Below are 21,523 nucleotides of genomic sequence, written 5' to 3' on the forward strand. Positions count from 1 at the left end.
CGCCAGGGGTCAGGAGGCCGGCGGGGGCGGGACGTCGCGGACGGGCCGGCCCACCGCCGTGCACAGCGCCGCGACCACGTCCTGCTCGCGGGGCAGGGGTGTGCCCGGGCCGCGACCGGTGAACAGGCGGATCTGGTCCACCGCCTGGAAGATCAGCATATCGATCCCCGGGGCCACCGCTCCCCCGGCCTGCGCCCAGGTCCGTGCGATCGCCGACGGCCACGGGTCGTAGGCGGCGTCCAGGAGGACGCCCGTGGTGACCGGGGACAGCCGGGCCGCGTCCCGGGCGAGCTCGTCCGCCCCGTGCGGGGGCAGGGTGCAGACGACGACGTCGTAGCCGGGCAGGGCGGCGGGAGCCTCGTCCCACGCCCGCAGCCGCACCGGCAGCCCGAGCCGGCGCCCGGCCTCCACCGCGCGCCCGGCCCGGGCGGCGGAGCGCACGAAGACGTCGACGGCGCGGGCGCCCAGGCGGCCGGCGGCGGCCACGGCGGCCGTGGCCGTCCCGCCCCCGCCGAGCACCGCGGCCCGGGGCGCCGCGGGCACGGGCCCGGCGGCGCGCACCGCGCCCACGATCCCAGCGACGTCCGTGTTGTGCCCCAGCACCGTGCCGTCGGGGCGGAAGACCAGGGTGTTGACCGCGCCGACGGCGGCGCCCAGCTCCGTGAGCTCGTCGGCGCACGCGGCGGCCGCCGACTTCAGGGGCATCGTCACCGACAGCCCGCGCCAGGCGGGGTCGCCCCGGCGGGCGTCGACGAACGCCGGCAGCTGCTCCTCGACGAGGTCGTGGGCGTCGTAGTCGACGGCCTCGCCGAGCACCGCGTACGCGGCCCGGTGCAGGTCCGGGGAGCGCGAGTGCCCGATGGGGTGGCCCACCACGGCGGCGCGGGCGGGGCTCACCCGCACCGGCCCTCGTTCTCGCTGCACCACTGGTTGTACTCCTCGACGTTCTCCAGGTGCTCGGCGTAGGTCTCGGCGAACTTCGTCTCGCCGGTGTCCAGGTCGACGGTCACCCAGAAGTAGTAGCCGGTCTCCTCGGGGTCGGCGGCCGCCTTGATCGCGGCGTCCCCCGGGGAGCCGATCGGCCCGATCGGCAGCCCCGGGTTGGCGAAGGTGTTGTACCGGTTCGACTCGTCGCGGCGCTCCTCCTCGGAGAAGTCGTAGCTCTTCCGGCCGAGGCCGTAGGTCACGGAGGCGTCGGACTGGATGAACCCGGAGGTCTCCCCGTCGGGGTTCTGCAGCCGGTTCTCGATGGCCCCGGCCACGACGTCGTAGTGCTCGGGCTGGACCTCGAACTCGATGATCGAGCCGATGGTGAGCACCTCGAAGATCTCGTCCTCGTCGGTGATCCCGTTGTCCTCGAGCGTCGCCCGGGTGCGGTCGACCATGGCCCGCAGGACCTCCTCGGCGGTGGCGTCGAGCGGGAACCGGTACTCGCCCGGGTGCAGCCAGCCCTCGAGGGTCGGGAAGCGGGCGGGGATGCCGAAGGTCTCGGTGTCCTCCGAGTAGGCCTCGAACTCCTCGACCGGGATGCCGGTGGACTCGCTGAGGACGCCGAAGACGTCGGACATGCGCTGGGTCTGGTCGATGGCCGCGTAGTGGGTGGCCTCGTCCTCCTCCATGAGCGCGCCCACGGCGGCCTCCGAGCTCATCTCGGTGCGCAGCTCGTACTCGCCCGGCTGGATGAACTCCCCGGAGTACTCCTCCTGGAAGTTCTCCACGAAGGTCTCGGCGTCGGCGACGATGCCCTGCTGCTCGAGGGCCACGGCGACCTGGCCGGTGGTGGCGCCCTCGCTCACCGCGAAGGTCACCGGGTCCTCGCCGTCGCCGCGGTAGTCGCGCACCTCGAACCAGCCGAAGGTGGAGGCCAGCACGGACACGGTGATCAGCCCGGCCAGCAGGAACAGGGCGATGGCGGTGGTGAGGGAGACCCGGCCGCGGCGGCGCCGGCGCTTGACCTGCTCGGGGGTCAGCTCCTCGTGCTCGAAGACGCCGCGCAGGCCTGTGGAGGGCTCCCGCGACGACGGGGCGTCCAACAGGCTGCCCAGGCCGCCCGAGCCGGAGGACTCGCGGGCGGTCTCGGGGCGGCGGGGCGCCGACTGGTCGTACGGGTCGTCGCTCACGAATGCTCTCCGTCCGGATCGGTGGTCGTCAACGGTTCCGTCCGCGCCCGGTCGGGCGGTCCGGCGGTGTCCTCGGCGGTGCCCCGGGAGTGGGCGGGGCCGTGCCCGGGATGCTCCGCGACGGGACCGTCCGCGTCGAGGTCTCCACCATTATGCGTGAGATCTCCCGTCGGGACGGCCCGCACCGGGCCGGGTGCGGCCGGGTCCACCGGCGTGCCGGGCTCCGCGCCGGTGGACCGGGCCCGGTCCACGGCGCTCTGCAGGATGGTGACGGCGGCCACCTGGTCGACCTTGTCCTTGTGCTCCCGGCGCGAGACCCCGGCCTCGAGCAGGGCCCGGTGGGCGTCCACGGTGCTCAGCCGCTCGTCGACCAGCCGCACCGGCACCTCCCAGCCCTTGGCCCGCAGGCGCCGCACGAGCGCGGCGGCGTAGTCGCGGGCCATCGCGGTCGAGGCGTTCTCCCCGCCGTCCAGGCTGCGCGGCAGCCCCACGTAGACGCCCACGGCGCCGTGCTCCTGCACCAGCCCGGCCAGGAGCTTCACGTCGAAGCCCTTCCGGGGGTCCCGCTGCAGCGTGGTGAGCGGGGTCGCGAGGATGCCGTCGGGGTCGCTGAGGGCGACCCCGACGCGGACCAGGCCGACGTCGACCCCGATCCTGCGGCCCCGCACGTAGTCGTCGCTCACGCGGCGGCGCCGCCTGTCGCGCGGGCGACCTCGGCCAGCACCGCGTCGAGCGCCGCCCCGATCCGGGAGGCGTCCTGCCCGCCGCCCTGGGCGATGTCGTCCTTACCGCCGCCGCCGCCGCCGAGGACCTGCGCGGCGGTGCGCACCAGACGGCCGGCCTTGACCCCGGCCTCGCGGGCGCCCTCCGTGGTGGCGACCAGGACGAGCGGGCGGCCCTTGGCCACACCGGCCACCGCGACGACCGCGGCGGTCTGGCCGAGCCGGCCGCGCAGGTCCAGGGCGAGGGTGCGGACGTCGTCGGCGCCGGCCACCTCACCGGCGTCGTGCACGAGCGCGGTGACCGGGCCGATCCGCCGGGCATCGTCCAGCAGCGCGCCGGCCTGGGCCTGGAGCTTCTCGCGGCGCAGGCCGGCGAGCTCCTTCTCCGCGGACTTGAGCTTGTCGAGGGTGGCGGCGAGCCGCTCGGGCAGCTCGGCGGAGCTCTGCACCTTCAGCATGTCGGTGAGCTGGTGCACGAGGGTGCGCTCGGCGGCGAGGTGCCGGAAGGAGTCCAGGCCCACCAGCGCCTCCACGCGGCGATTGCCGGAGCCCACCGACTGCTCGGTGAGCAGGGTGAGCGAGCCGATCTGGGCGGTGGCGCCCACGTGGGTGCCGCCGCAGAGCTCGCGCGACCACGGCCCGTTCATCTCGACCACCCGCACGCGGTCCCCGTACTTCTCGCCGAACAGGGACGTGGCGCCCATGGCCTTGGCCTCGGCGAGGCCCATCTCCTGCGTCACGACCTCGTAGTTCTCGTGGATCGCGGCGTTGGAGACCTCCTCGATCTCCTGGCGCTGGGCCTCCTGCAGGCCCTCGCCCCAGGCGAAGTCGAAGCGCAGGTAGCCCTCCTTGTTGAAGGACCCGCGCTGCACGGCCTCCGGGCCGAGGATGTCGTGCAGGGCCGCGTGGACGATGTGCGTGCCGGAGTGAGCGGCCTCGGCGGCGCGCCGCCGGGCCACGTCCACCTGCGCGAGCACCGTGCTGCCGGAGACCACCTCGCCCTCGCGCACGACGGCCTTGTGCACGGACAGGCCCTTCACCGGCTGCTGCACGTCGGTGACCTCGAGGACGAACCCGTCGCCGGTGATCGTGCCCCGGTCGGCGGCCTGGCCGCCCGCCTCCGCGTAGAACGGGGTCTCGTCGAGGACGACCTCGACGGCGTCCCCCGCCGAGGCGGCGGGCACGGTCACCCCGTCCTGCAGGAGGGCCCGCAGGACCGTCTCGCCGCGCAGCCGGTCGTAGCCGGTGAAGACCGAGCCGCCCTCGTCCACCAGCCGGCGGAACACCGAGAGGTCGGCGTGGGCGCCCTTCTTGGCGCGCGCGTCCTGCTGGGCGCGGCGCCGCTGCTCCTCCATGAGCCCGCGGAAGGCGGTCTCGTCGACGGCGACCCCGGCCTCGGCGGCCATCTCGAGGGTCAGGTCGATCGGGAAGCCGTAAGTGTCGTGCAGGGCGAAGGCCTCGGCCCCGGAGACCGCCTGGCCCTGGCGCCTGGCCCCGGCCACGGCCTCGTTCAGGCGCGTGGTGCCGGACTCGATGGTCTTCAGGAACGCCTTCTCCTCGGCGTAGGCGACCCGGGAGATGCGCTCGAAGTCCTCACCCACGTAGGGGTACACGCCCTGCATGGCGTCCCGGGAGGCGGGCAGCAGCACGGGCAGGCAGGGCTCGGTGACGCCCATCAGGCGCATCGCGCGGATCGCCCGGCGCAGCAGGCGGCGCAGGATGTAGCCGCGGCCCTCGTTGGACGGGGTGACGCCGTCGGCGATGAGCATCAGGGAGGACCGGACGTGGTCCGCGACCACGCGCATCCGCACGTCGTCGTCGTAGCCCTCCTCCTCCGGCTTCTCGGAGCCGCGGTACTGCTTCCCGGACAGCTCGGCCGCCTTGTCCAGCACGGGCCGGACCTGGTCGGTCTCGTAGAAGTTCTCCACGCCCTGCAGCAGCATGGCCAGGCGCTCGACGCCCAGCCCGGTGTCGATGTTCTGCTCCGGCAGGTCGCCGAGGATCTCGTAGTCCTTGCCGGAGCCCTCGCCGCGCTGGTACTGCATGAACACGAGGTTCCAGATCTCGATGTAGCGGTCGTCGTCGACCGCCGGGCCGCCCTCCCGGCCGTAGCGGGGACCGCGGTCGTAGAAGATCTCGGAGTCCGGGCCCGCGGGGCCGGGCTGGCCGGTGTCCCAGTAGTTCTCGTCGCGGCCCATCCGCTGGATCCGCTCGGCGGGCACGCCCACGGTGTCCTTCCACAGGGCGTACGACTCCTCGTCCCCCTCGTAGACGGTCACCCACAGCCGCTCCGGGTCGAGGCCGAAGCCGCCCTTCTCGAGCGGGCCGGTGAGCAGCTCCCACGCCATGGGGATGGCGCGCTCCTTGAAGTAGTCGCCGAAGGAGAAGTTGCCGGCCATCTGGAAGAACGTGCCGTGGCGGGCGGTCTTGCCGACCTCCTCGATGTCGAGGGTGCGGATGCACTTCTGGATGGAGGTGGCCCGCCGGTAGGGGGCCGTCTCCTGACCGAGGAAGTACGGGATGAACGGCACCATGCCGGCGATCGTGAACATGGCACCGGGCTGGCTGGAGATCAGCGAGGCGGAGGGCACCACGGTGTGGCCCTGGCCTTCGAAGTAGTCCAGCCAGCGCTTGGTGATTTCCTGAGACAGCATTACCGGTGCTTTCCTTCGCGGTGGGTCGAGGGGGGTGTCGACGGGGGTGTCGGGGGGTCGGTGGGCTCCTCCGGGGCGCGGCCCTCCTGCGGGGCCGCGGTGCCGTCGAGCACGCGCGGGGCCGCCGTGCCGCCGGTCAGGCGGGAGGACCCGGTCCCGGGGGCGCGCACGCCGAAGGACTCGCGCAGCTCGGCCTCCCGCTCGTCCATCCCCGCCCGGACGGTGGCGGCGAAGCGGTAGAGCCGGGAGCGCCAGTCGCCGGCCCGCGGGGTGCGTCCCGGCCCGGCTGCTCCGGGCACCGAGAGGTCCCGGCCCGGGGTGCGGGGGATCCGCGTGGCGGCGGCGCCCAGCAGGCCGCCGGCGGCCACGAGGGCGATCTTGCCCCAGAAGCTCATGGCCGGTCCCCCCCCGGGCCCGCGGTGCCCGCGGCGCGGCCGGGCCCCTCGGCGGGGCCGAAGCGCTCGGCCCGGTGGGAGCCCGGGGCGGCGGCGTCACCGGTGAACGCGCGGCGGACCCCGTGGGAGAACGCCGCGACCTTGATCAGCGGCTGCCCCACGGTGGAGGCCACCAGGGAGGACAGCGCCGAGACGTTCGCGGAGGCGTCGGAGACGTTGGTCGTGATGCCGTCGACCTTCTCGAGCTGGGAGTTCGTGGTCGACACGGTGCGGGTGACCTCGTCGATCAGCGGGACGGTCTCGTTGTTGAGCGAGCGGATCGTCAGCCGCAGCTCGTCGAAGACCCTGCCGAGCTTGAGGATCGGCACGGCAAGCAGGAGAACCAGCACGGCGAACACCCCCGCGGCGAGCAGTCCTGCGATTTCTCCACCGGTCATGGGGCGGCGCGCTCCTTGCTGGTCGGGTCCTGGGGGACGGGGCGGCGGGACCGCCCCGGGCGTTCGGCACGGGCACCGGTGCGGTGCCCGGGGATCAACTGTACCCAACGGAAGAGCCCGCGGCGCTGGCGCCGCGGGCTCTCCGCCGGTGAGGCCCTGTCCCGGCCGTGCCGGGACAGGAGCCCGCAGGGATCAGGCCATGCGGGCGTAGTACTCCACCACGAGCTGCTCCTCGCAGGTCACGGGGACCTCGGCGCGCTTGGGCTTGCGCACCAGCTTGGCCTGCAGCTTCTCGATCGACACGTCGAGGTAGCCCGGGGTGTCGGGCAGCACGGCCTGGTGCGCGCCGGCGGCGGCGACCTGGAAGGGCGCCATCTTCTCCGACTTGGGGTGCACGTGGATGAGCTGGCCCTCCTTCACGCTGTAGGAGGGGCGGTCCACCCGCTGGCCGTCCACCATGATGTGGCGGTGCACGACCATCTGACGGGCCTGGGCCATGGTCCGGGCGAAGCCGGAGCGCAGCACCAGGGCGTCGAGGCGGGACTCCAGCAGGGCGACCAGGTTCTCACCGGTCTGCCCCTCCTGGCGCTTGGCCTCCACGTAGGCGATGTGCATCTGCTTCTCGCGGATGTTGTACTGCGCGCGGAGACGCTGCTTCTCGCGCAGACGGACGGCGTAGTCCGAGTCGGCCTTGCGGCGGGCACGGCCGTGCTCACCGGGGCCGTAGGGACGGCGCTCGAAGTACTTCTCGGCCTTCGGGGTCAGGGCGATCCCGAGGGCGCGGGACTTGCGCACCTGACGGCGCGCACGCGTGTTGTTAGCCACGTTTACCTTTCACAATGCGGTGCTCTCCCCCGCCCGGGGTGCGGTGCGGGGGCAGCGTGTTCTGGTCGGTCCGGCCTCCGAGGACGGGATCGGTCCCGCCGGAGAGGTGAGGATCAGCCGCAATCCTCCGGTCCTACAAGCGCCGTGGCCGCGCGCCGCGCACCGTGGTTGAGGCGGTGCGCCGGACGTGCGGGAGCACGGGCCTTGCCGGCCGACGGTCCAGTATAGCGTGCACGGGCCCGCGGCGCGCCCCCGGGGGACGTGGCGGGGCGCCACCCGGACGTGCCGGGTGGCGCCCCGCGGTGGGCCCGCCGTGGCGGAGGGGTCAGTCGACGTCCTCGTCCACCCAGTCGAAGGTCTTGGTCACGGCCTTCTGCCAGTTGCGGAACAGCCGCCCCCGCTCGGCGTCGTCCACCTGCGGCTCCCAGCGCTTGTCCTCGGCCCAGTTCGCGGTGACCTCCTCCGTCCCGGACCAGAAGCCCACGGCGATGCCGGCGGCGTAGGCGGCGCCGAGGGCCGTGGTCTCGGTGACCTGCGGGCGGATCACGGGCACCCCGAGCTGGTCCGCCTGGAACTGCATGAGCAGTTCGTTGGCGGTCATCCCGCCGTCCACCTTGAGCTCGGTGATGTCCACCCCGGCGTCGGCGTTCATGGCCTCGACCACCTCGCGGGACTGGTAGGCCGTGGCCTCCAGGGCGGCCCGGGCGATGTGGCCCTTGTTCACGTAGCGGGTCAGCCCCACGAGGGCGCCGCGGGCGTCCGAGCGCCAGTACGGGGCGAAGAGCCCGCTGAAGGCCGGGACGAAGTAGGCCCCGCCGTTGTCCTCGACCGACGCGGCCAGGGACTCGACCTGGGGCGCGGAGGAGATGATCCCCAGGTTGTCGCGCAGCCACTGGACCAGGGACCCGGTCACCGCGATCGAGCCCTCCAGGGCGTAGACGGCGTCCTGGTCGCCGATCTTGTAGCACACGGTGCTCAGCAGGCCGTTCTGGGAGTGCACCACCTCGGTGCCCACGTTCATCAGCACGAAGCTGCCCGTGCCGTAGGTGTTCTTGCCCATGCCCTTCTCGAAGCAGGCCTGCCCGAACATCGCGGCCTGCTGGTCGCCCAGGATGCCGGCGATGGGCACGTCCTTGAGGAAGCCGCGGGTGCGGCCCTTGCCGTAGACCTCGGAGGAGGAGCGGATCTGGGGCAGCATCGACATGGGGATGCCCATGTCGGCGCAGATCTCCTCGTTCCAGTCGAGGGTCTCCAGGTTCATCAGCATGGTGCGCGAGGCGTTGGTCACGTCGGTGACGTGCACCCCGCCGTCCACGCCGCCGGTCATGTTCCACACCAGCCACGCGTCGGTGTTGCCCATCAGCAGGTCCCCGCGCTCGGCGCGCTCCCGGGCACCGTCCACGTTGTCCAGGATCCACTTGACCTTCGGGCCGGAGAAGTAGCTGGCCAGCGGCAGCCCCACCCGGTCCTTGTAGCGGTCGGGGCCGGCGTCGCCGCCGAGCTCCTCGACGATCTTCTGGGTCCGGGTGTCCTGCCAGACGATGGCGTTGTAGACGGGCTCGCCGGTGGTGCGGTCCCAGACCACCGTGGTCTCGCGCTGGTTGGTGATGCCCACGGCGGCCAGGTCCCGGGCGCCGATCTCGGCGGAGGCCTCGGCGTCGGCGACGACCTTGCGGACGTTGCGCCAGATCTCCATCGCGTCGTGCTCCACCCAGCCGGCGCGCGGGAAGATCTGCTCGTGCTCGAGCTGGCCGGTGCTGACGATGGCGCCCCGGTGGTCGAAGATGATCGCCCGGGTGCTGGTGGTGCCCTGGTCGATGGCCATGACGTGCTGCGGTTCGGTGCTCACGGGTAGTACCTCACTTCGTTGTGGTGTGCTGCGGGGTGGTGTGCTGCGGGTCGGACGGGTGGGGTGGCCGGATCAGGCCGGCGGGTTCGAGTAGAGCTGGTAGAAGCCGCCGGCGAGCAGGGCGCCGAGGATCGGCCCGAGGACCGGCACCCAGGCGTAGGCCCAGTCGCTGCCGCCCTTGCCGCGGATGGGCAGGAGGGCGTGGGCGATGCGCGGGCCGAGGTCACGGGCGGGGTTGATGGCGTAGCCCGTGGGCCCGCCGAGGCTGGCGCCGATGCCGACCACGAGCAGGGCCACGGCCAGCGGGCCGAGCTGGGACGGGGTGTTGCCGAAGAGCAGGATCACCGCGACCAGGACGAAGGTGCCGATGATCTCGGTGACCAGGTTCCAGCCGTAGGAGCGCACCGCCGGGCCGGTGGAGAACACGGCGAGCTTGGTCTCCCCGAGCACCTCCTCCTCGATGTCCTCGTCGAAGTGCTTCTTGTAGGCCAGGAACGCGAGGACGGCGCCCAGGATGCCGCCGAGGAGCTCGCCGGCGAAGTAGACGAGCGTGCTGACCAGGGTGATGGCCACGCCGGGGGCGTACTCCTCGGCGCCGCTGGCCCACAGGCCCACGGTCACGGCGGGGTTGATGTGGGCGCCGGACTGGTAGGCCACGAACACACCGGCGAACACGGCCAGGCCCCAGCCGAAGTTGATCATCAGGAACCCGCCGCCGAGGCCCTTGGTCCTCGGCAGCACGGCGTTGGCGACGACACCGCAGCCGAGCAGCAGCAGCATCGCGGTGCCGGCGACCTCGGACCAGAACACGGTGGAGAGCGGGATGGGAACGGTTGGCACCACGGTCTGGGCCAGGACGTTGGACATGGACAGCACTGCGACTCCTCGGTGGGTGCGGACGGACCGGCCCGCCCGTCGGGCGGGCCGGGGGTGGAGAGGTGGTGGCTGGTGGGGCGGCCTCAGCCGCCGGACGGGCGGACGAGGTCCAGCACGTCGGGTGCGGCGGCCCGGGCCGCCGCGGCCGCGGCCTCGTCGGGGGCGGCCGCGGCCGCGTCCTCCGCCTGGCAGCGGGCCCGGTAGGCCTCGACCTCCGCCGCGCGCCGGCGCCCGTCCCAGCCGAGGGCCTCGGCGGCGAGGTCGGCGATCTCCTCGACCGCGTCCAGCCCGTGGCGGGCCTGCTCCCAGGTGAGCCGGGTGCGGGTGTCGTAGAGGTCCTCCAGGTGCAGCGCGCCCTCGTGGGTGCAGGCGTGGACGATCTCCGCCCGCAGGTAGGCCGGGGCGCCCTCCAGGGGGCGGCCCAGGTCGGGGCGGTCCTCCACGAGCTCGGTGATCTCGGTGATGGCAGAACCGTAGCGGCCGAGCAGGTGCTGCACCCGCTCCTCGTTCCAGTCGTAGCGTGCGCCCAGTGCCGCGGCCTGGCGGCTCAGCGCCAGGTACCCCTCCGCACCCAGCAGCGGGGTGCGGTCGGTGACCGAGGGCACGGCCTCGGCCCGCTCCTTCCCCAGGGCGAGGTCCACGGCGTCCTCGGCCATCACCCGGTAGGTGGTGAGCTTGCCGCCGGCGATGGTGATCATGCCGGGGGCGACCTCGGTGACGGTGTGCTCGCGGGAGATCTTCGTGGACTGCGCGTCCCCGTCGCCCTTCTTCGTGCCCGGCTGCAGCAGCGGCCGCAGCCCGGCGTAGGTGCCGATGACGTCCTCGCGGGTGAGCGGCCGGTCCAGGACCACGTTGGCGTGGTCGATGACGTAGTCGATGTCCTCCGCGGTGGCCACCGGGTTCACGAGGTCCTGGTGATAGGGGGTGTCGGTCGTGCCGATGATCCAGTACCGCGCCCACGGGATGATGAACAGCACGGACTTCTCCGTCTGCAGGATCAGCCCGCTCTCGCCGCGGATCCGCTCGCGCGGCACGATGATGTGGATGCCCTTGGAGGCGAGCACCTTCAGTCCGCCCTCGGCGTGGGCCAGGTCCTGGGTCTGCTCCGTCCACACCCCGGTGGCGGCGATCACGGTCTTGGCCCGGACCGTGCGCCGCTCACCCGTCTCGAGGTCCTGGAGGGTGGCCCCGACCACGCGCCCGGACTCGTCCTTCGGGAAGTCCACCGCCCGGGTCCGGTTGGCGGCCAGCGCGCCGTAGCGCACGGCGGTGCGCACGATGGTCAGGACGAGGCGGGCGTCGTCCACCTGCCCGTCCCAGTACTTCACCGCGCCGACCATGGACCCGGGCTTGACGTCGGGAAAGACCCGCTGGACGCCCTTGAAGCCGTAGTGGCGCTGGTAGGGCAGCGTCGCGACCTTGGCGCCGATGTGGGCGAGGGCGTCGTAGAGGCCGATGCCGGCCGTCACGTAGGGCCGCTCCCAGAAGCGGTGGGTCAGCGGGTACAGGAAGGGCACGGGCTTCACGAGGTGGGGTGCGAGGAAGTCCAGCAGCAGCTCGCGCTCCCGCAACGCCTCGGAGACGAGCTTGAAGTCGAGCTGCTGGAGATAGCGCAGTCCGCCGTGGACGAGCTTGGAGGACCACTGGGACGTGCCGCCGGCCCAGTCCTGGGCCTCGACGATGCCGGTGCGCAGGCCGCGGGTGACGGCGTCGAGGGCGATGCCGGCGCCGGTGATGCCGCCGCCGACGACGAGGACGTCCAGCTCGGGACCGTCCGCGAACTCGGCGAGCGCGTGCTCCCGCGCGGCGGGGGACAGGGTGGGATGGGCCATGGTGGAGAGCCTTTCGGGCAGGTCGTGGAATGGCGCTGTGGTCTGACTCACACTCTGCGGGGAAGTGCACCTATGCTCAAATGGAATGAACGGACGTGCAGGGAAGGGACGTAACAGTGCACGGTGATGCCGAGCTCCACCACGCGGCCGAGCTGTACTACGTGCAGGGCATGACGATGGAGGCGGTCGCGGACCGTTTCGGCGTCTCCCGCCCCACGGTCTCGCGGATGCTGCAGGCGGCGCGGGACCGGGGCATCGTGCGGATCAGCCTCTCCGCTCCCCCGGACGCGGGGCACGACCTGTCCCACCGGCTGCGGGAGGCCTTCGGGGTCACGGTGCACGTGACCGGCACCCCGCGGGGGGCCACGGACCCGCAGCGGCTGGAGTCGGTGGCGCGCTCGGCCGCGGGGATGCTCGGGGAGTGGTTCGGGGACGGGATGACCCTGGCGGTCGCGTGGGGCACGACGACCTCCGCGATCGCCGGCCACCTGCACCCCAAGACGACGCGCGACACCCTCGTGGTGCAGATGAACGGCGCGTTCAGCGCCCGCTCCCCGGGGGCGGCGCAGTCCTCGGCCCTGCTGGGCCGGATGTCGACCGCGTTCGGGGCCGCGCTGCTGCCCTTCCCCACCCCGGCGTTCTTCGACAACGTCCAGACCCGCACGCTGATGTGGCAGGAGTCCTCGGTGCGCCGGGTCCTGGCGGCGCGCAACGGCGCGGACCTGGCGGTGTTCAGCGTGGGGGCGTTCCGGGGGCCGATGATCTCCCAGGTGTACAGCAACGGCTACCTCTCGGACGAGGACTTCCGGGAGCTGGCGGCGCAGCGGGTGGTCGGGGACGTGTGCACGGTCTTCCTGCGCGAGGACGGGTCCTACGCCGACCTGGACCTCAACCGCCGGGCGAGCGGGCCCACGCCGATGGAGCTGCGGCGGATCCCGCGCCGGCTGTGCGTGGTGGCCGGGGACCACAAGGTGCCGGGCGTGGTGGGGGCCCTGCGCGCCGGGGTGGTCACGGACCTGGTGATCGACGAGCGCACGGCGGCCTCGGTGGTGCGCCACCTGTTCGGCCGGTGAGGTGGGCCCGGTGGGCGGTCACCGGCCCCGGACGATGCCGCGCAGCACCTCCAGCTGCTGGGCGATCTGGCGCTCCCGCCCCCGGTCGACGGGCCGGTAGTAGTCGGTGCCGACGAGCTCGTCGGGCGGGTACTGCTGGGCGGCCACGCCGTTGGGCTCGTCGTGGGAGTACACGTAGTCCCGGCCGTGGCCGAGCTGTCCGGCTCCCGGGTAGTGGGCGTCGCGCAGGTGCAGCGGCACCGGCCCGGCCCGGCCCGCGCGGACGTCGGCGACCGCCTCGTTGAGCGCGGTGTAGGCGGCATTGGACTTCGGGGCCGTGGCGAGGTGGGCGACGGCCTGGGCCAGCGGGATCCGTCCCTCCGGCATGCCGATGAGCTGGACGGCTTCGGCGGCGGCCACCGCGGTCTGCAGCGCGGTGGGGTCGGCGGTGCCGATGTCCTCCGAGGCGGAGATGATGAGCCGGCGGGCGATGAACCGCGGGTCCTCCCCGGCCTCGAGCATCCGGGCGAGGTAGTGCATCGCGGCGTCCACGTCGGAGCCGCGGATCGACTTGATGAAGGCGCTCACCACGTCGTAGTGCTGGTCCCCGTTCTTGTCGTAGCGCACGGCGGCCCGGTCCAGGGCCTCCTCCGCGTGCTCGCGGGTGATCACGGGAACCGCGGCGCCCCCGTCCGCGGGCTCCCGGTCCGGCTCGGGGCCCGGTTCCCGGTCCAGCTCCGAGAAGGCCACGCCGGCGGCCGCCTCCAAGGAGGTCAGGGCCTTGCGGGCGTCCCCGCCGCACAGGTCCAGCAGGTGCTCGCGCGCCTCCGCGGACAGCTCCACCTTCCCGTCGAGCCCCCGGGGGTCGGCGACGGCGCGCTCCAGCAGCCCGGCGATGTCGGCCCGCTGCAGCGGCTGCAGGGTCAGCAGCAGCGAGCGCGAGAGCAGCGGGGAGATCACGGAGAACGACGGGTTCTCCGTGGTGGCCGCCACCAGCACCACCCACTGGTTCTCCACCCCGGGCAGCAGGGCGTCCTGCTGGGCCTTGGTGAAGCGGTGGATCTCGTCCAGGAACAGCACCGTGGTGCGCCCGTGCAGGTCCCGGTCGGTCAGCGCCTCGTCCATCACCCGGCGCACGTCCTTGACGCCGGCGGTGATCGCGGACAGCTCCACGAACTTGCGGGACACCCCGCGGGCGATCACGTGGGCCAGGGTGGTCTTGCCGGTGCCCGGGGGGCCCCAGAGGATGATCGACGACGGTCCGGCCGGGCCGCGGTCCTCCCCCGCCAGCACCCGCAGCGGGGACCCGGGGCGGAGCAGGTGCTGCTGGCCGACGATCTCGTCGAGGCTGCGCGGGCGCATCCGCACCGCCAGCGGGGAGCGGCCGCGGGGCCGCCGTGCCCGGCCGGGCGGGGCCTCCTCGTGGGGCCCGCTCGCGCCGGAGCCGGTGGGGTCGAGGTCGTCGAAGAGGGAGCCGGTCACGCCGTCCAGACTAGCCCTCGGCCCGGTGCCCGGTCCCGGCCCGTGCCGGGGCGGCTGTCCGGCCGCGCTCAGGCCCGCCGCGGCCGATCCAGCTCGGCGCTGTCCAGGACCAGGGTGACCGGGCCGTCGTTGACGAGCTCCACCTGCATCCGGGCCCCGAAGCGGCCGGTCTCCACGTGCGCGCCGAGCTCGCGCAGCGCGTGCACGTAGGCGTCGAAGAGCGGCTCCGAGACCGCTCCGGGCGCGGCGGCCGACCACGAGGGGCGCCGGCCCCGGCGGGCGTCGCCGTAGAGGGTGAACTGGCTGATCGCCAGCACCGGGGCGCCGAGCTCCGCGCAGGAGCGCTCGCCCTCCAGCAGCCGCAGGTGCCAGGTGCGCTCGGCCAGCCGCGCCGCGGTGGCGGCGTCGTCGTCGTGGGTGACGCCCACCAGGGCGACCAGCCCGGGCTCCTCGAGCCGGCCCACCACCGTGCCCTCGACGGTCACGACGGCCCGGGTCACCCGTTGCAGAACGATGCGCATGGGTCCAGTCCACCACAGGGTGGGGCGGGGTCCCGGCTACCCTCGTGCCATGACGTCCCCCGCGGCCCCGGCACCCGTGCGGGCGCGGCCCGCCGCCCTGGTGGCGGAGGTGTTCGCGCCGGCCCCGCTGGTGCTGTGCCTCCTGGTGCTCGCCGGGTGGCGGTCCGCCGGGTGGACGGGGGTGCTGTGGGGACTCGGGACGGCGGTGCTCGTGGCGTCGCTGCCGATGCTCGTGCTGCGCGTCCTCGCCCGCCGCGGGATGGTGGACGGGCACTTCGTGCGCTCACGGGCGCAGCGGCTGCCCGTCCACGCCGCCACGGGCGTGCTCACCGCCCTGGTGCTGGAGGCTGAGCTGCGGCTGGGGGCCCCGGTGCTCGTGCCGGTGACCACCGCGTTCGTCCTGCTGGGCCTCCTCGTGCTGCTGGCCCTGACGCTGCGCTGGAAGGTCTCCGCCCACGTGGCGATGGCCGCGTGCTGGGCCGTGGGCCTCGGCGCCCTGACCGCCCCGTGGGCCGTGCCGCTCGCGGCCCCGGTCCCGGTCCTGGTGGCCCTGTCCCGGGTGCGCACGGGCGACCACACCCCGGGGCAGACGGTGGCCGGAGCGCTGATCGGCGTGCTGATCGGCCTGGCCCACACCGCCGCCGTGATCTCGCTGGGATGAGTCGGCGCCCCGGACCGTCGCCGTGCCCGGCCCCGCACCGCCGCCCGCACCGGCGGCAGCGGCGCGGCCGCGCGACAGCGGGGCCCCCCGTGCCCGAGGATGGGAGGGCGGACGGCTCCCGGCCGCCCCGACGACCCGAGACCCGAGGACCCGCCGTGTCACCACGCCCCACGACCCGCATCATGAGCGCCGCCTCGATCGGCGCCCTCGTCGTCACGCTCACCGGCTGCGGCGAGGACGCGCAGGAGGTCGACGCCGACTACGCCCAGATCTGCGTGCAGCAGGACCCGGAGACGGGCGAGGAGGTGCGCGTGGACGACGACGAGTGCGATGACGCCGCGCGCCCGCGCGGCTCGTTCGTGCCCATGTTCCTGTTCCTCAACGCCGGCCGCTCCCTCACCGTGCCGCCGGTGGGCTCCCCCGTGCCGCCCTCCTCCGGCTTCACGACCGCACGCCCGCCGGCCTCCGCCACCGTGGCCCGGGGCTTCGCCCCGTCCGGGACCTCTGTGGGCCGGTCCGGGGTGTCGAAGGGCTTCGGCGGCTCCACGAGCGGCTGGGGCTCCTGATGCGGCGCGTCGACGGGCTCCCGCCCCGGCCCGGGTGGGAGCGGACCGTGCACGAGGAGGGCCTCACCTACGCCCTCACCGAGCGCCCGGACGGCACCCGGTTCTCCTACTGGAACGAGACGGCCGCCTACGTCCTGTCCCCGGACGAGGTGGCCGAGCTGGAGGCCGCCACCGACGAGCTCTACCGGATGACGATGGAGGCCGCCCGCTACATGGCCACCGGCGCGCTGGGCACCCTCGGGCTCTCCGAGGCCGCGTTCGAGCTCGCCCAGCACTCTCTGAGCCTGCGCGAGCCCTCGGTCTACGGCCGCTTCGACCTGGCCTGGGACGGCACGGGCCCGGCGAAGATGCTCGAGTTCAACGGCGACACCCCCACCGGCCTGGTGGAGGGCGCCGTGTGCCAGTGGTCGCGCATGGAGGCGCTGCACCCCGGACTCGGCGAGGACCACGCGGAGTTCGACCAGCTCAACGGCCTGTGGCCGATGCTCGTCCAGCGCTGGCGGCAGCGGCTGCCGTCGTCCGCGACGAAGACCCTGCACGTGGCCTACACCCGCGCGGAGGAGAGCGGGGAGGACGCCGCGAACGCGGCGGTGCTCGCCGCGACCGCCGCGGAGGCCGGCTACCGCACGGTGCTGCTGCCCGTGGAGGACGTGCGCTTCGACACCCGCTCGAACTCCTGGGTGCACGCCTCCGGGGACGTCGACGACCCCACGGTGGTCTCCGGCATCGAGGAGCTCTTCGCCCTGCACCCGTGGGAGGTGATGGTCGACGACGAGCCGGGCGGCTTCGTGCTGCACGACCCGCTGCTGATGCACCACTGGTACGAGCCCGCCTGGAAGATGTTCTGCTCCACCAAGCTGCTGCTCGTGGCGCTGTGGCGGTGCTTCCCCGACCACCCCCTGCTGCTGCCCGCCTACACGGACGGGCCGAACGGCCTGGCGGAATGGGTGCGCAAGCCCATCTTCGGCCGCGAGGGCGACGGGATCGAGATCCGCGCCCGGGACGTGCACGTGCGCTCCCCGCGCCCCCACGACTCCCCGATGGACGTGTGGCAGGCCTACGTGCCGCTGCGGAACTTCCCCGGCTCGGACGGGGCGCCCAACCACCCCGTGGTGGGCTCCTGGGTGGTCGGCGACGACGGCGCCGCCGGCATCGGCATCCGCGAGTCCGACGGCCCGCTCACCGACTACTGGTGCCGCTTCGTGCCCAACATCATCGACAAGAAGGGCCTGCTGTGACCGCCCACCTGCTCCCCCGGTCCATCTCCACGGCCACCTCCGCCGTGATCGGCGCGACCTCGATCGCCCCGCTCTACTCCGTGGTGGTCACGCTCGGGCTCATGCACGCCCTGGTGGGCCGGTGGACCCCGGTGGTGCTGGTGGCCGCGGTGGTCCCGATGGCGGTCGTCTCCGTCTGCTTCGCCCGGCTGGACGAGCTCTACGAGGACCAGGGCACCGTCTACCGCTGGGCCCGGGAGGCCTACGGGGCGTTCGTGGGCTTCCTGGGCGGGTGGGGGCTGTGGCTCTCCGCGACCCTCGTGCTCGCCTCCCTGGCGTGGGTCACGGCCGACTCGGCGCTCTTCGCCCTGGGCGCCGAGCCCGGCCCGTGGGCCGTCACCGCGGTGGCCGCGGCGCTCATGGCGGTCTTCGCGGCGATCTCCTCGACCGGGATCCGCGTCTCCGCGGCCGTGCAGGCGGTCTTCGCCGCCCTGCAGCTGGCCGGGGTGGGGCTGCTGGTGTGGGCCACGCGCACGGCCCCCGTCGTCGAGGGCGCGGCCGAGGCCGGGGGCGAGTGGAGCGGTTTCTACACCGCCGTCCTGGCCGGCGGGGAGCTCACGGCGGGCAACGTGGCCGCCGCCCTGCTCCTGGCCCTGTTCCTGTACTGGGGCTGGGACTCGACGTTCTCCCTCACCGAGGAGTCCACCACCCAGCGCGCGCCGCGCGTCTCGGCGTGGATCGCGCTGACGGTGGTCGCCGCCGTCTACGCCGTCATCGGCTGGTCCTACGTGCCCGGGGCCTCGGTGGGCTCACCGCTGCTGGCCGGGCTCGTGGCGGTCTCGGCGGCCGCCTCGATCGGGACGACCATGATCCCCACCTCGCGCGGGCTGATGTCGATGGCGCGCGGCGGGCACCTGCCCCGGCGGTTCCTGTCCCTGTCCTTCGCGACGTGGACCACCGCGGCCGTGGCCGCGGCCTGGATGACGTTCTCGGGCCGGCTCTTCGACGACACGGTCGGGGTGATCTCGGTGCTCGTGGCGCTGTACTACGGGCTGGCCTGCGCGGCCACCGCCAAGCTCGCGCGCACGGCGGGCGCCCGCCTCCTCGGGGCGGCCGGGGCCGCGCTGATGGCCGTGGCCCTGGTGCTGACGGGCCTGGAGTACGTGCTCTCGGCCGCCTGGGTGTGGGCGGGCGCGGTCCTCGTGCTGCTGGTGGTGCCGCTGTGGTTCCTGCTGGGCCGTGGCCGCGAGCCGCTGCCCGGCGCGCACGAGCGCGCCCCGCACCTGGAGAGCCTGCGCAACTGACCGGTGCGCCGGGAGCGGCACGGGGCTGCGAGCAGCGGGGCTCGCGGCAGCAGCGCGCCCACAGCGCCGGAAGGCACGCCGCGGGACGGAGTTCGCGGCGGCAGTGCTCCCACGGCGGCGAGGGACGGGCAGCAGCACGGCGCTCGCCGGGCGACGGGCGGGCAGCTACAGGGCGCCGGCAGCGGGCCGGGTCGCACAGCGGCACGGGACGCACAACGGACGTGCGCTCAGCCCAGCACCGGGCTCAGGGCAGCACGGTGAAGCCCGGCGGCAGCCCCCGTCGGCCCGTGAGCGCCAGCAGCATCTCGGGCAGCCGTCCGGCCGGTACCGCGATCTCGATCGCGGTGTGCCCGGCGTCGGCCAGCACGGCCTCCGGGGGCCGGCGGTCCAGGCCGCAGGCCGTGGCGACGTCGAGGCCGTGGACGGCCAGCTCGAAGGTGCGCGTGGGGACGTAGGCGCCGAGCCGCGTGCCGCCGACCACGGTGCGGATCACCGGGTCCTCCTCGACGGGCACCCGGGCCAGCGCCCGGCGGGCCCGCTCCAGGGACGCCCGGACCGTGGCCCCCGGGTGCCGGCCCAGCTCCTGGCCGGCCGCCGTGCCGCGGGCGGCGACCTCCGCTGGATCCGTGGCCGCGGCGGACAGGGCGTAGTACTGCCCGGTGGCGGTGCACACCGCCTCCTCCGCCGGCGTGCCCAGGTAGTCGGCGAGGGTGACGAGGGCCCGGTGGGTGTGGCCCACGAGGGCGCGGACGTCCCAGGAGCCCAGCGCGGGGCGGGTCCAGTGGTGCGGCCGCAGCTCCTCGACGAGCTCGGCGAACCACGCCCCGGCCTCGAGGAAGGCGGCGCGGGCGGCGGCAGGGTCTCGGGTCACGGCATCCCCCTGGATCGCGGCGGCCGGGACCGGACCGCACGGCGAGGGCCGGGCCCCGTCCGGAAGGACGGGGCCCGGCCCTCCGGTGAGCCGTAGCCTACTGCGCGGGCGTGGCCGCGGCCCCGAACCCGCCGCCGGTGGCCTGCTCCGTGACGTCCTGTGCGGCGCGGACGTCCTCGCCCCGCGGCGTTCCGGACGCCCGGCCGTCGGCCTGCTTGCCCTCGGCCTGCTTGCCCTCGGCCTGCTTGCCCTGGGACGCGGCCTTGGGCTCGGGCCTGGCGTCGACCCCGGCCTCCTTGCGCTGCTGCGGGGTGATCGGCGCCGGGGCGGCCGTCAGCGGGTCGTAGCCGTTGCCGGTCTTCGGGAACGCGATGACCTCGCGGATGGAGTCGGTCCCGGCCAGCAGGGCGACCACGCGGTCCCAGCCGAAGGCGATGCCGCCGTGCGGGGGCGCGCCGTACTTGAAGCCCTCGAGCAGGAAGCCGAACTTCTCGTCGGCCTCCTCCTGGCCGATGCCCATGACCTCGAAGACCCGCCGCTGGACGTCCTGCTGGTGGATGCGGATGGAGCCGCCGCCGATCTCGTTGCCGTTGCACACGATGTCGTAGGCGTAGGCCAGGGCGTGCTCGGGGTCCTGGTCGAAGGTGTCCAGGAACTCGGGCTTGGGCGAGGTGAACGCGTGGTGCACGGCGGTCCACTGGCCCGCGCCCACGGCGACGTCGCCGGACTCCACGGCCTCGGCGGCCGACTCGAACAGGGGCGCGTCCACGACCCACACGAACGCCCAGGCGTCCTCGTCGATCAGCCCGGTGCGGTGGCCGATCTCCACGCGCGCCGCCCCCAGCAGGGCGCGGGAGGACTTCTTCTCACCGGCGGCGAAGAAGATGCAGTCCCCGGGCTGCGCGCCGGTCGCGGCGGGCAGGCCCTCGCGTTCGGCCTCGGTGATGTTCTTGGCCACGGGACCGCTCAGCGTGCCGTCCTCCCCGACCAGCACGTAGGCCAGGCCCTTGGCGCCGCGCTGCTTGGCCCACTCCTGCCACGCGTCCAGGGTGCGGCGCGGCTGGGAGGCCCCGCCGGGCATGACCACGGCACCCACGTAGGGGGCCTTGAACACGCGGAAGGTGGTGTCCTGGAAGTAGTCGGTGAGCTCGGTGAGCTCGAGGCCGAAGCGCAGGTCCGGCTTGTCGGAGCCGTACTTCGCCATCGCCTCGGCGTAGGTCATCCGGCGGATCGGGGTGGGGATCTCCACCCCGATGAGCTTCCACAGGGCGGCCACGATGCGCTCGCCCAGGGCGATGACGTCGTCCTGCTCCACGAAGGAGGCCTCGATGTCGAGCTGGGTGAACTCCGGCTGGCGGTCGGCGCGGAAGTCCTCGTCCCGGTAGCAGCGGGCGATCTGGTAGTACTTCTCGATCCCGCCGACCTGCAGCAGCTGCTTGAACAGCTGCGGGGACTGCGGCAGGGCGTACCAGGAGCCGGGGGCCAGGCGGGCCGGCACCAGGAAGTCGCGGGCGCCCTCGGGGGTGGAGCGGGTCAGCGTGGGGGTCTCGACCTCCGTGAACCCGTCCTCGTGCAGCAGATCCCGGGCCACCCGGTTGGCGTCGGAGCGCAGCCGCATGATGCGGGCCGGCTCGGGCCGGCGCAGGTCCAGGTAGCGGTGCCGCAGGCGGGCGTCCTCGCCGACCTCCACGTGCTCGTCGATCTGGAAGGGCAGCGCGGCCGCGGTGTTGAGCACGGTCACGGTCTCGGCGATGACCTCGACCTCGCCGGTGGCCAGGGCCGGGTTCTCGTTGCCCTCCGGGCGGCGCTCCACGGTGCCGGTGATCCGGAGCACGAACTCGTTGCGCAGGTGGTGGAAGTCCGCCTCGTCGCGCACCACGATCTGCGCGACCCCGGAGGCGTCGCGCAGATCCAGGAAGGCCACCCCTCCGTGGTCGCGGCGCCGGCCGACCCAGCCGGCCAGCGTGACGGTCTCTCCGATGTGCTCGGCGCGCAGCTCGCCGAGGTTGTGTGTGCGCAGCACTCAAAAACCCTTCGTTGTTCGGGAGGTCCGGACGGGGCCGCGCGGATCGCGCGTTTGCCGGGGGTTCACCCGGTGCCCCTACTCTCGTTCGGGAACGAGTTTACAGCCCGCCCTCC

At 73.9% G+C, this 21,523-nt stretch carries 19 protein-coding genes; 5 read left to right on the forward strand and 14 right to left on the reverse strand.

Annotated features, from left to right (window positions below):
- Positions 1-9: 9 nt before the first annotated feature.
- The 10 genes from ABL57_RS09955 to ABL57_RS10000 all read right to left on the reverse strand — a co-directional run bounded on the left by ABL57_RS09955 (position 10) and on the right by ABL57_RS10000 (position 11,710).
- Positions 10-924, reverse strand: a complete 915-nt coding sequence (locus ABL57_RS09955) for a shikimate dehydrogenase (protein WP_238986026.1) — start codon at positions 922-924, stop codon at positions 10-12.
- Positions 894-2,120, reverse strand: coding sequence for an endolytic transglycosylase MltG (gene mltG, locus ABL57_RS09960; protein ID WP_053004876.1), 1,227 nt, complete (start codon positions 2,118-2,120; stop codon positions 894-896). Before mltG ends, ABL57_RS09955 begins: the two co-directional genes overlap by 31 nt.
- The gene (ruvX, locus tag ABL57_RS09965) at positions 2,117-2,803 is read right to left on the reverse strand and encodes a Holliday junction resolvase RuvX (RefSeq protein WP_082157355.1); all 687 of its coding nucleotides are present in this window, start codon (positions 2,801-2,803) and stop codon (positions 2,117-2,119) included. Before ruvX ends, mltG begins: the two co-directional genes overlap by 4 nt.
- On the reverse strand, positions 2,800-5,496 hold the full coding sequence (gene alaS, locus ABL57_RS09970) for an alanine--tRNA ligase (RefSeq protein ID WP_047803315.1): 2,697 nt from the start codon (positions 5,494-5,496) through the stop codon (positions 2,800-2,802). Before alaS ends, ruvX begins: the two co-directional genes overlap by 4 nt.
- Positions 5,496-5,891 (reverse strand): hypothetical protein, encoded by a 396-nt coding sequence (locus ABL57_RS20725; protein ID WP_053004877.1) that lies wholly within the window; start codon positions 5,889-5,891, stop codon positions 5,496-5,498. Before ABL57_RS20725 ends, alaS begins: the two co-directional genes overlap by 1 nt.
- Positions 5,888-6,328 (reverse strand): DUF948 domain-containing protein, encoded by a 441-nt coding sequence (locus ABL57_RS09980; protein WP_047803316.1) that lies wholly within the window; start codon positions 6,326-6,328, stop codon positions 5,888-5,890. Before ABL57_RS09980 ends, ABL57_RS20725 begins: the two co-directional genes overlap by 4 nt.
- A gap of 192 nt (positions 6,329-6,520) precedes the next feature.
- On the reverse strand, positions 6,521-7,153 hold the full coding sequence (gene rpsD / locus ABL57_RS09985; RefSeq protein ID WP_047803317.1) for a 30S ribosomal protein S4: 633 nt from the start codon (positions 7,151-7,153) through the stop codon (positions 6,521-6,523).
- Between the two features lie 325 nt (positions 7,154-7,478).
- Positions 7,479-9,002 carry a glycerol kinase GlpK gene (gene glpK / locus ABL57_RS09990; RefSeq protein ID WP_255396265.1) on the reverse strand — a complete coding sequence of 508 codons (1,524 nt, stop codon included), beginning with the start codon at positions 9,000-9,002 and terminating at the stop codon, positions 7,479-7,481.
- Between the two features lie 72 nt (positions 9,003-9,074).
- Positions 9,075-9,869, reverse strand: coding sequence for an MIP/aquaporin family protein (locus ABL57_RS09995; RefSeq protein ID WP_047803338.1), 795 nt, complete (start codon positions 9,867-9,869; stop codon positions 9,075-9,077).
- A gap of 92 nt (positions 9,870-9,961) precedes the next feature.
- Positions 9,962-11,710 carry a glycerol-3-phosphate dehydrogenase/oxidase gene (locus ABL57_RS10000; protein WP_047803318.1) on the reverse strand — a complete coding sequence of 583 codons (1,749 nt, stop codon included), beginning with the start codon at positions 11,708-11,710 and terminating at the stop codon, positions 9,962-9,964.
- 116 nt (positions 11,711-11,826) lie between these two features.
- Here ABL57_RS10000 and ABL57_RS10005 point away from each other — a divergent pair, with 116 nt between their 5' ends.
- Positions 11,827-12,783, forward strand: a complete 957-nt coding sequence (locus tag ABL57_RS10005; protein ID WP_075872497.1) for a sugar-binding transcriptional regulator — start codon at positions 11,827-11,829, stop codon at positions 12,781-12,783.
- An 18-nt stretch (positions 12,784-12,801) separates the two neighbouring features.
- On the opposite strand, the gene ABL57_RS10010 is transcribed toward ABL57_RS10005, so the two are convergent.
- Together ABL57_RS10010 and dtd are read right to left on the reverse strand one after the other, a co-directional pair.
- Entirely contained in the window at positions 12,802-14,244 is a 1,443-nt protein-coding gene (locus tag ABL57_RS10010) for a replication-associated recombination protein A (RefSeq protein ID WP_047803319.1), read from the reverse strand.
- A gap of 68 nt (positions 14,245-14,312) precedes the next feature.
- A complete protein-coding gene (gene dtd, locus ABL57_RS10015) occupies positions 14,313-14,765 on the reverse strand; it encodes a D-aminoacyl-tRNA deacylase (RefSeq protein WP_047803320.1) in 453 nt (150 codons plus the stop codon).
- 49 nt (positions 14,766-14,814) lie between these two features.
- Between dtd and ABL57_RS10020 the strand changes: the two genes are divergently transcribed.
- From ABL57_RS10020 to ABL57_RS10035, 4 genes are all read left to right on the forward strand, one after another.
- The gene (locus ABL57_RS10020; RefSeq protein ID WP_047803321.1) at positions 14,815-15,426 is read left to right on the forward strand and encodes a phosphatase PAP2 family protein; all 612 of its coding nucleotides are present in this window, start codon (positions 14,815-14,817) and stop codon (positions 15,424-15,426) included.
- A gap of 155 nt (positions 15,427-15,581) precedes the next feature.
- Positions 15,582-15,992, forward strand: coding sequence for a hypothetical protein (locus tag ABL57_RS10025; RefSeq protein WP_152683353.1), 411 nt, complete (start codon positions 15,582-15,584; stop codon positions 15,990-15,992).
- Entirely contained in the window at positions 15,992-17,230 is a 1,239-nt protein-coding gene (locus ABL57_RS10030; protein WP_047803323.1) for a glutathionylspermidine synthase family protein, read from the forward strand. Before ABL57_RS10025 ends, ABL57_RS10030 begins: the two co-directional genes overlap by 1 nt.
- A complete protein-coding gene (locus ABL57_RS10035; RefSeq protein WP_047803324.1) occupies positions 17,227-18,513 on the forward strand; it encodes an amino acid permease in 1,287 nt (428 codons plus the stop codon). Before ABL57_RS10030 ends, ABL57_RS10035 begins: the two co-directional genes overlap by 4 nt.
- A 244-nt stretch (positions 18,514-18,757) precedes the next feature.
- Here ABL57_RS10035 and ABL57_RS10040 read toward each other — a convergent pair whose 3' ends face one another.
- Together ABL57_RS10040 and aspS are read right to left on the reverse strand one after the other, a co-directional pair.
- On the reverse strand, positions 18,758-19,384 hold the full coding sequence (locus ABL57_RS10040) for a maleylpyruvate isomerase family mycothiol-dependent enzyme (protein WP_047803325.1): 627 nt from the start codon (positions 19,382-19,384) through the stop codon (positions 18,758-18,760).
- Positions 19,385-19,481: 97 nt separating this feature from the next.
- Positions 19,482-21,407: an aspartate--tRNA ligase gene (gene aspS, locus ABL57_RS10045; protein WP_238986027.1), complete on the reverse strand. Its 1,926-nt coding sequence runs from the start codon at positions 21,405-21,407 to the stop codon at positions 19,482-19,484.
- Positions 21,408-21,523: the final 116 nt, after the last annotated feature.

The organism is Kocuria sp. SM24M-10, from assembly GCF_001027955.1.
Lineage (GTDB): Bacteria > Actinomycetota > Actinomycetes > Actinomycetales > Micrococcaceae > Kocuria > Kocuria oceani.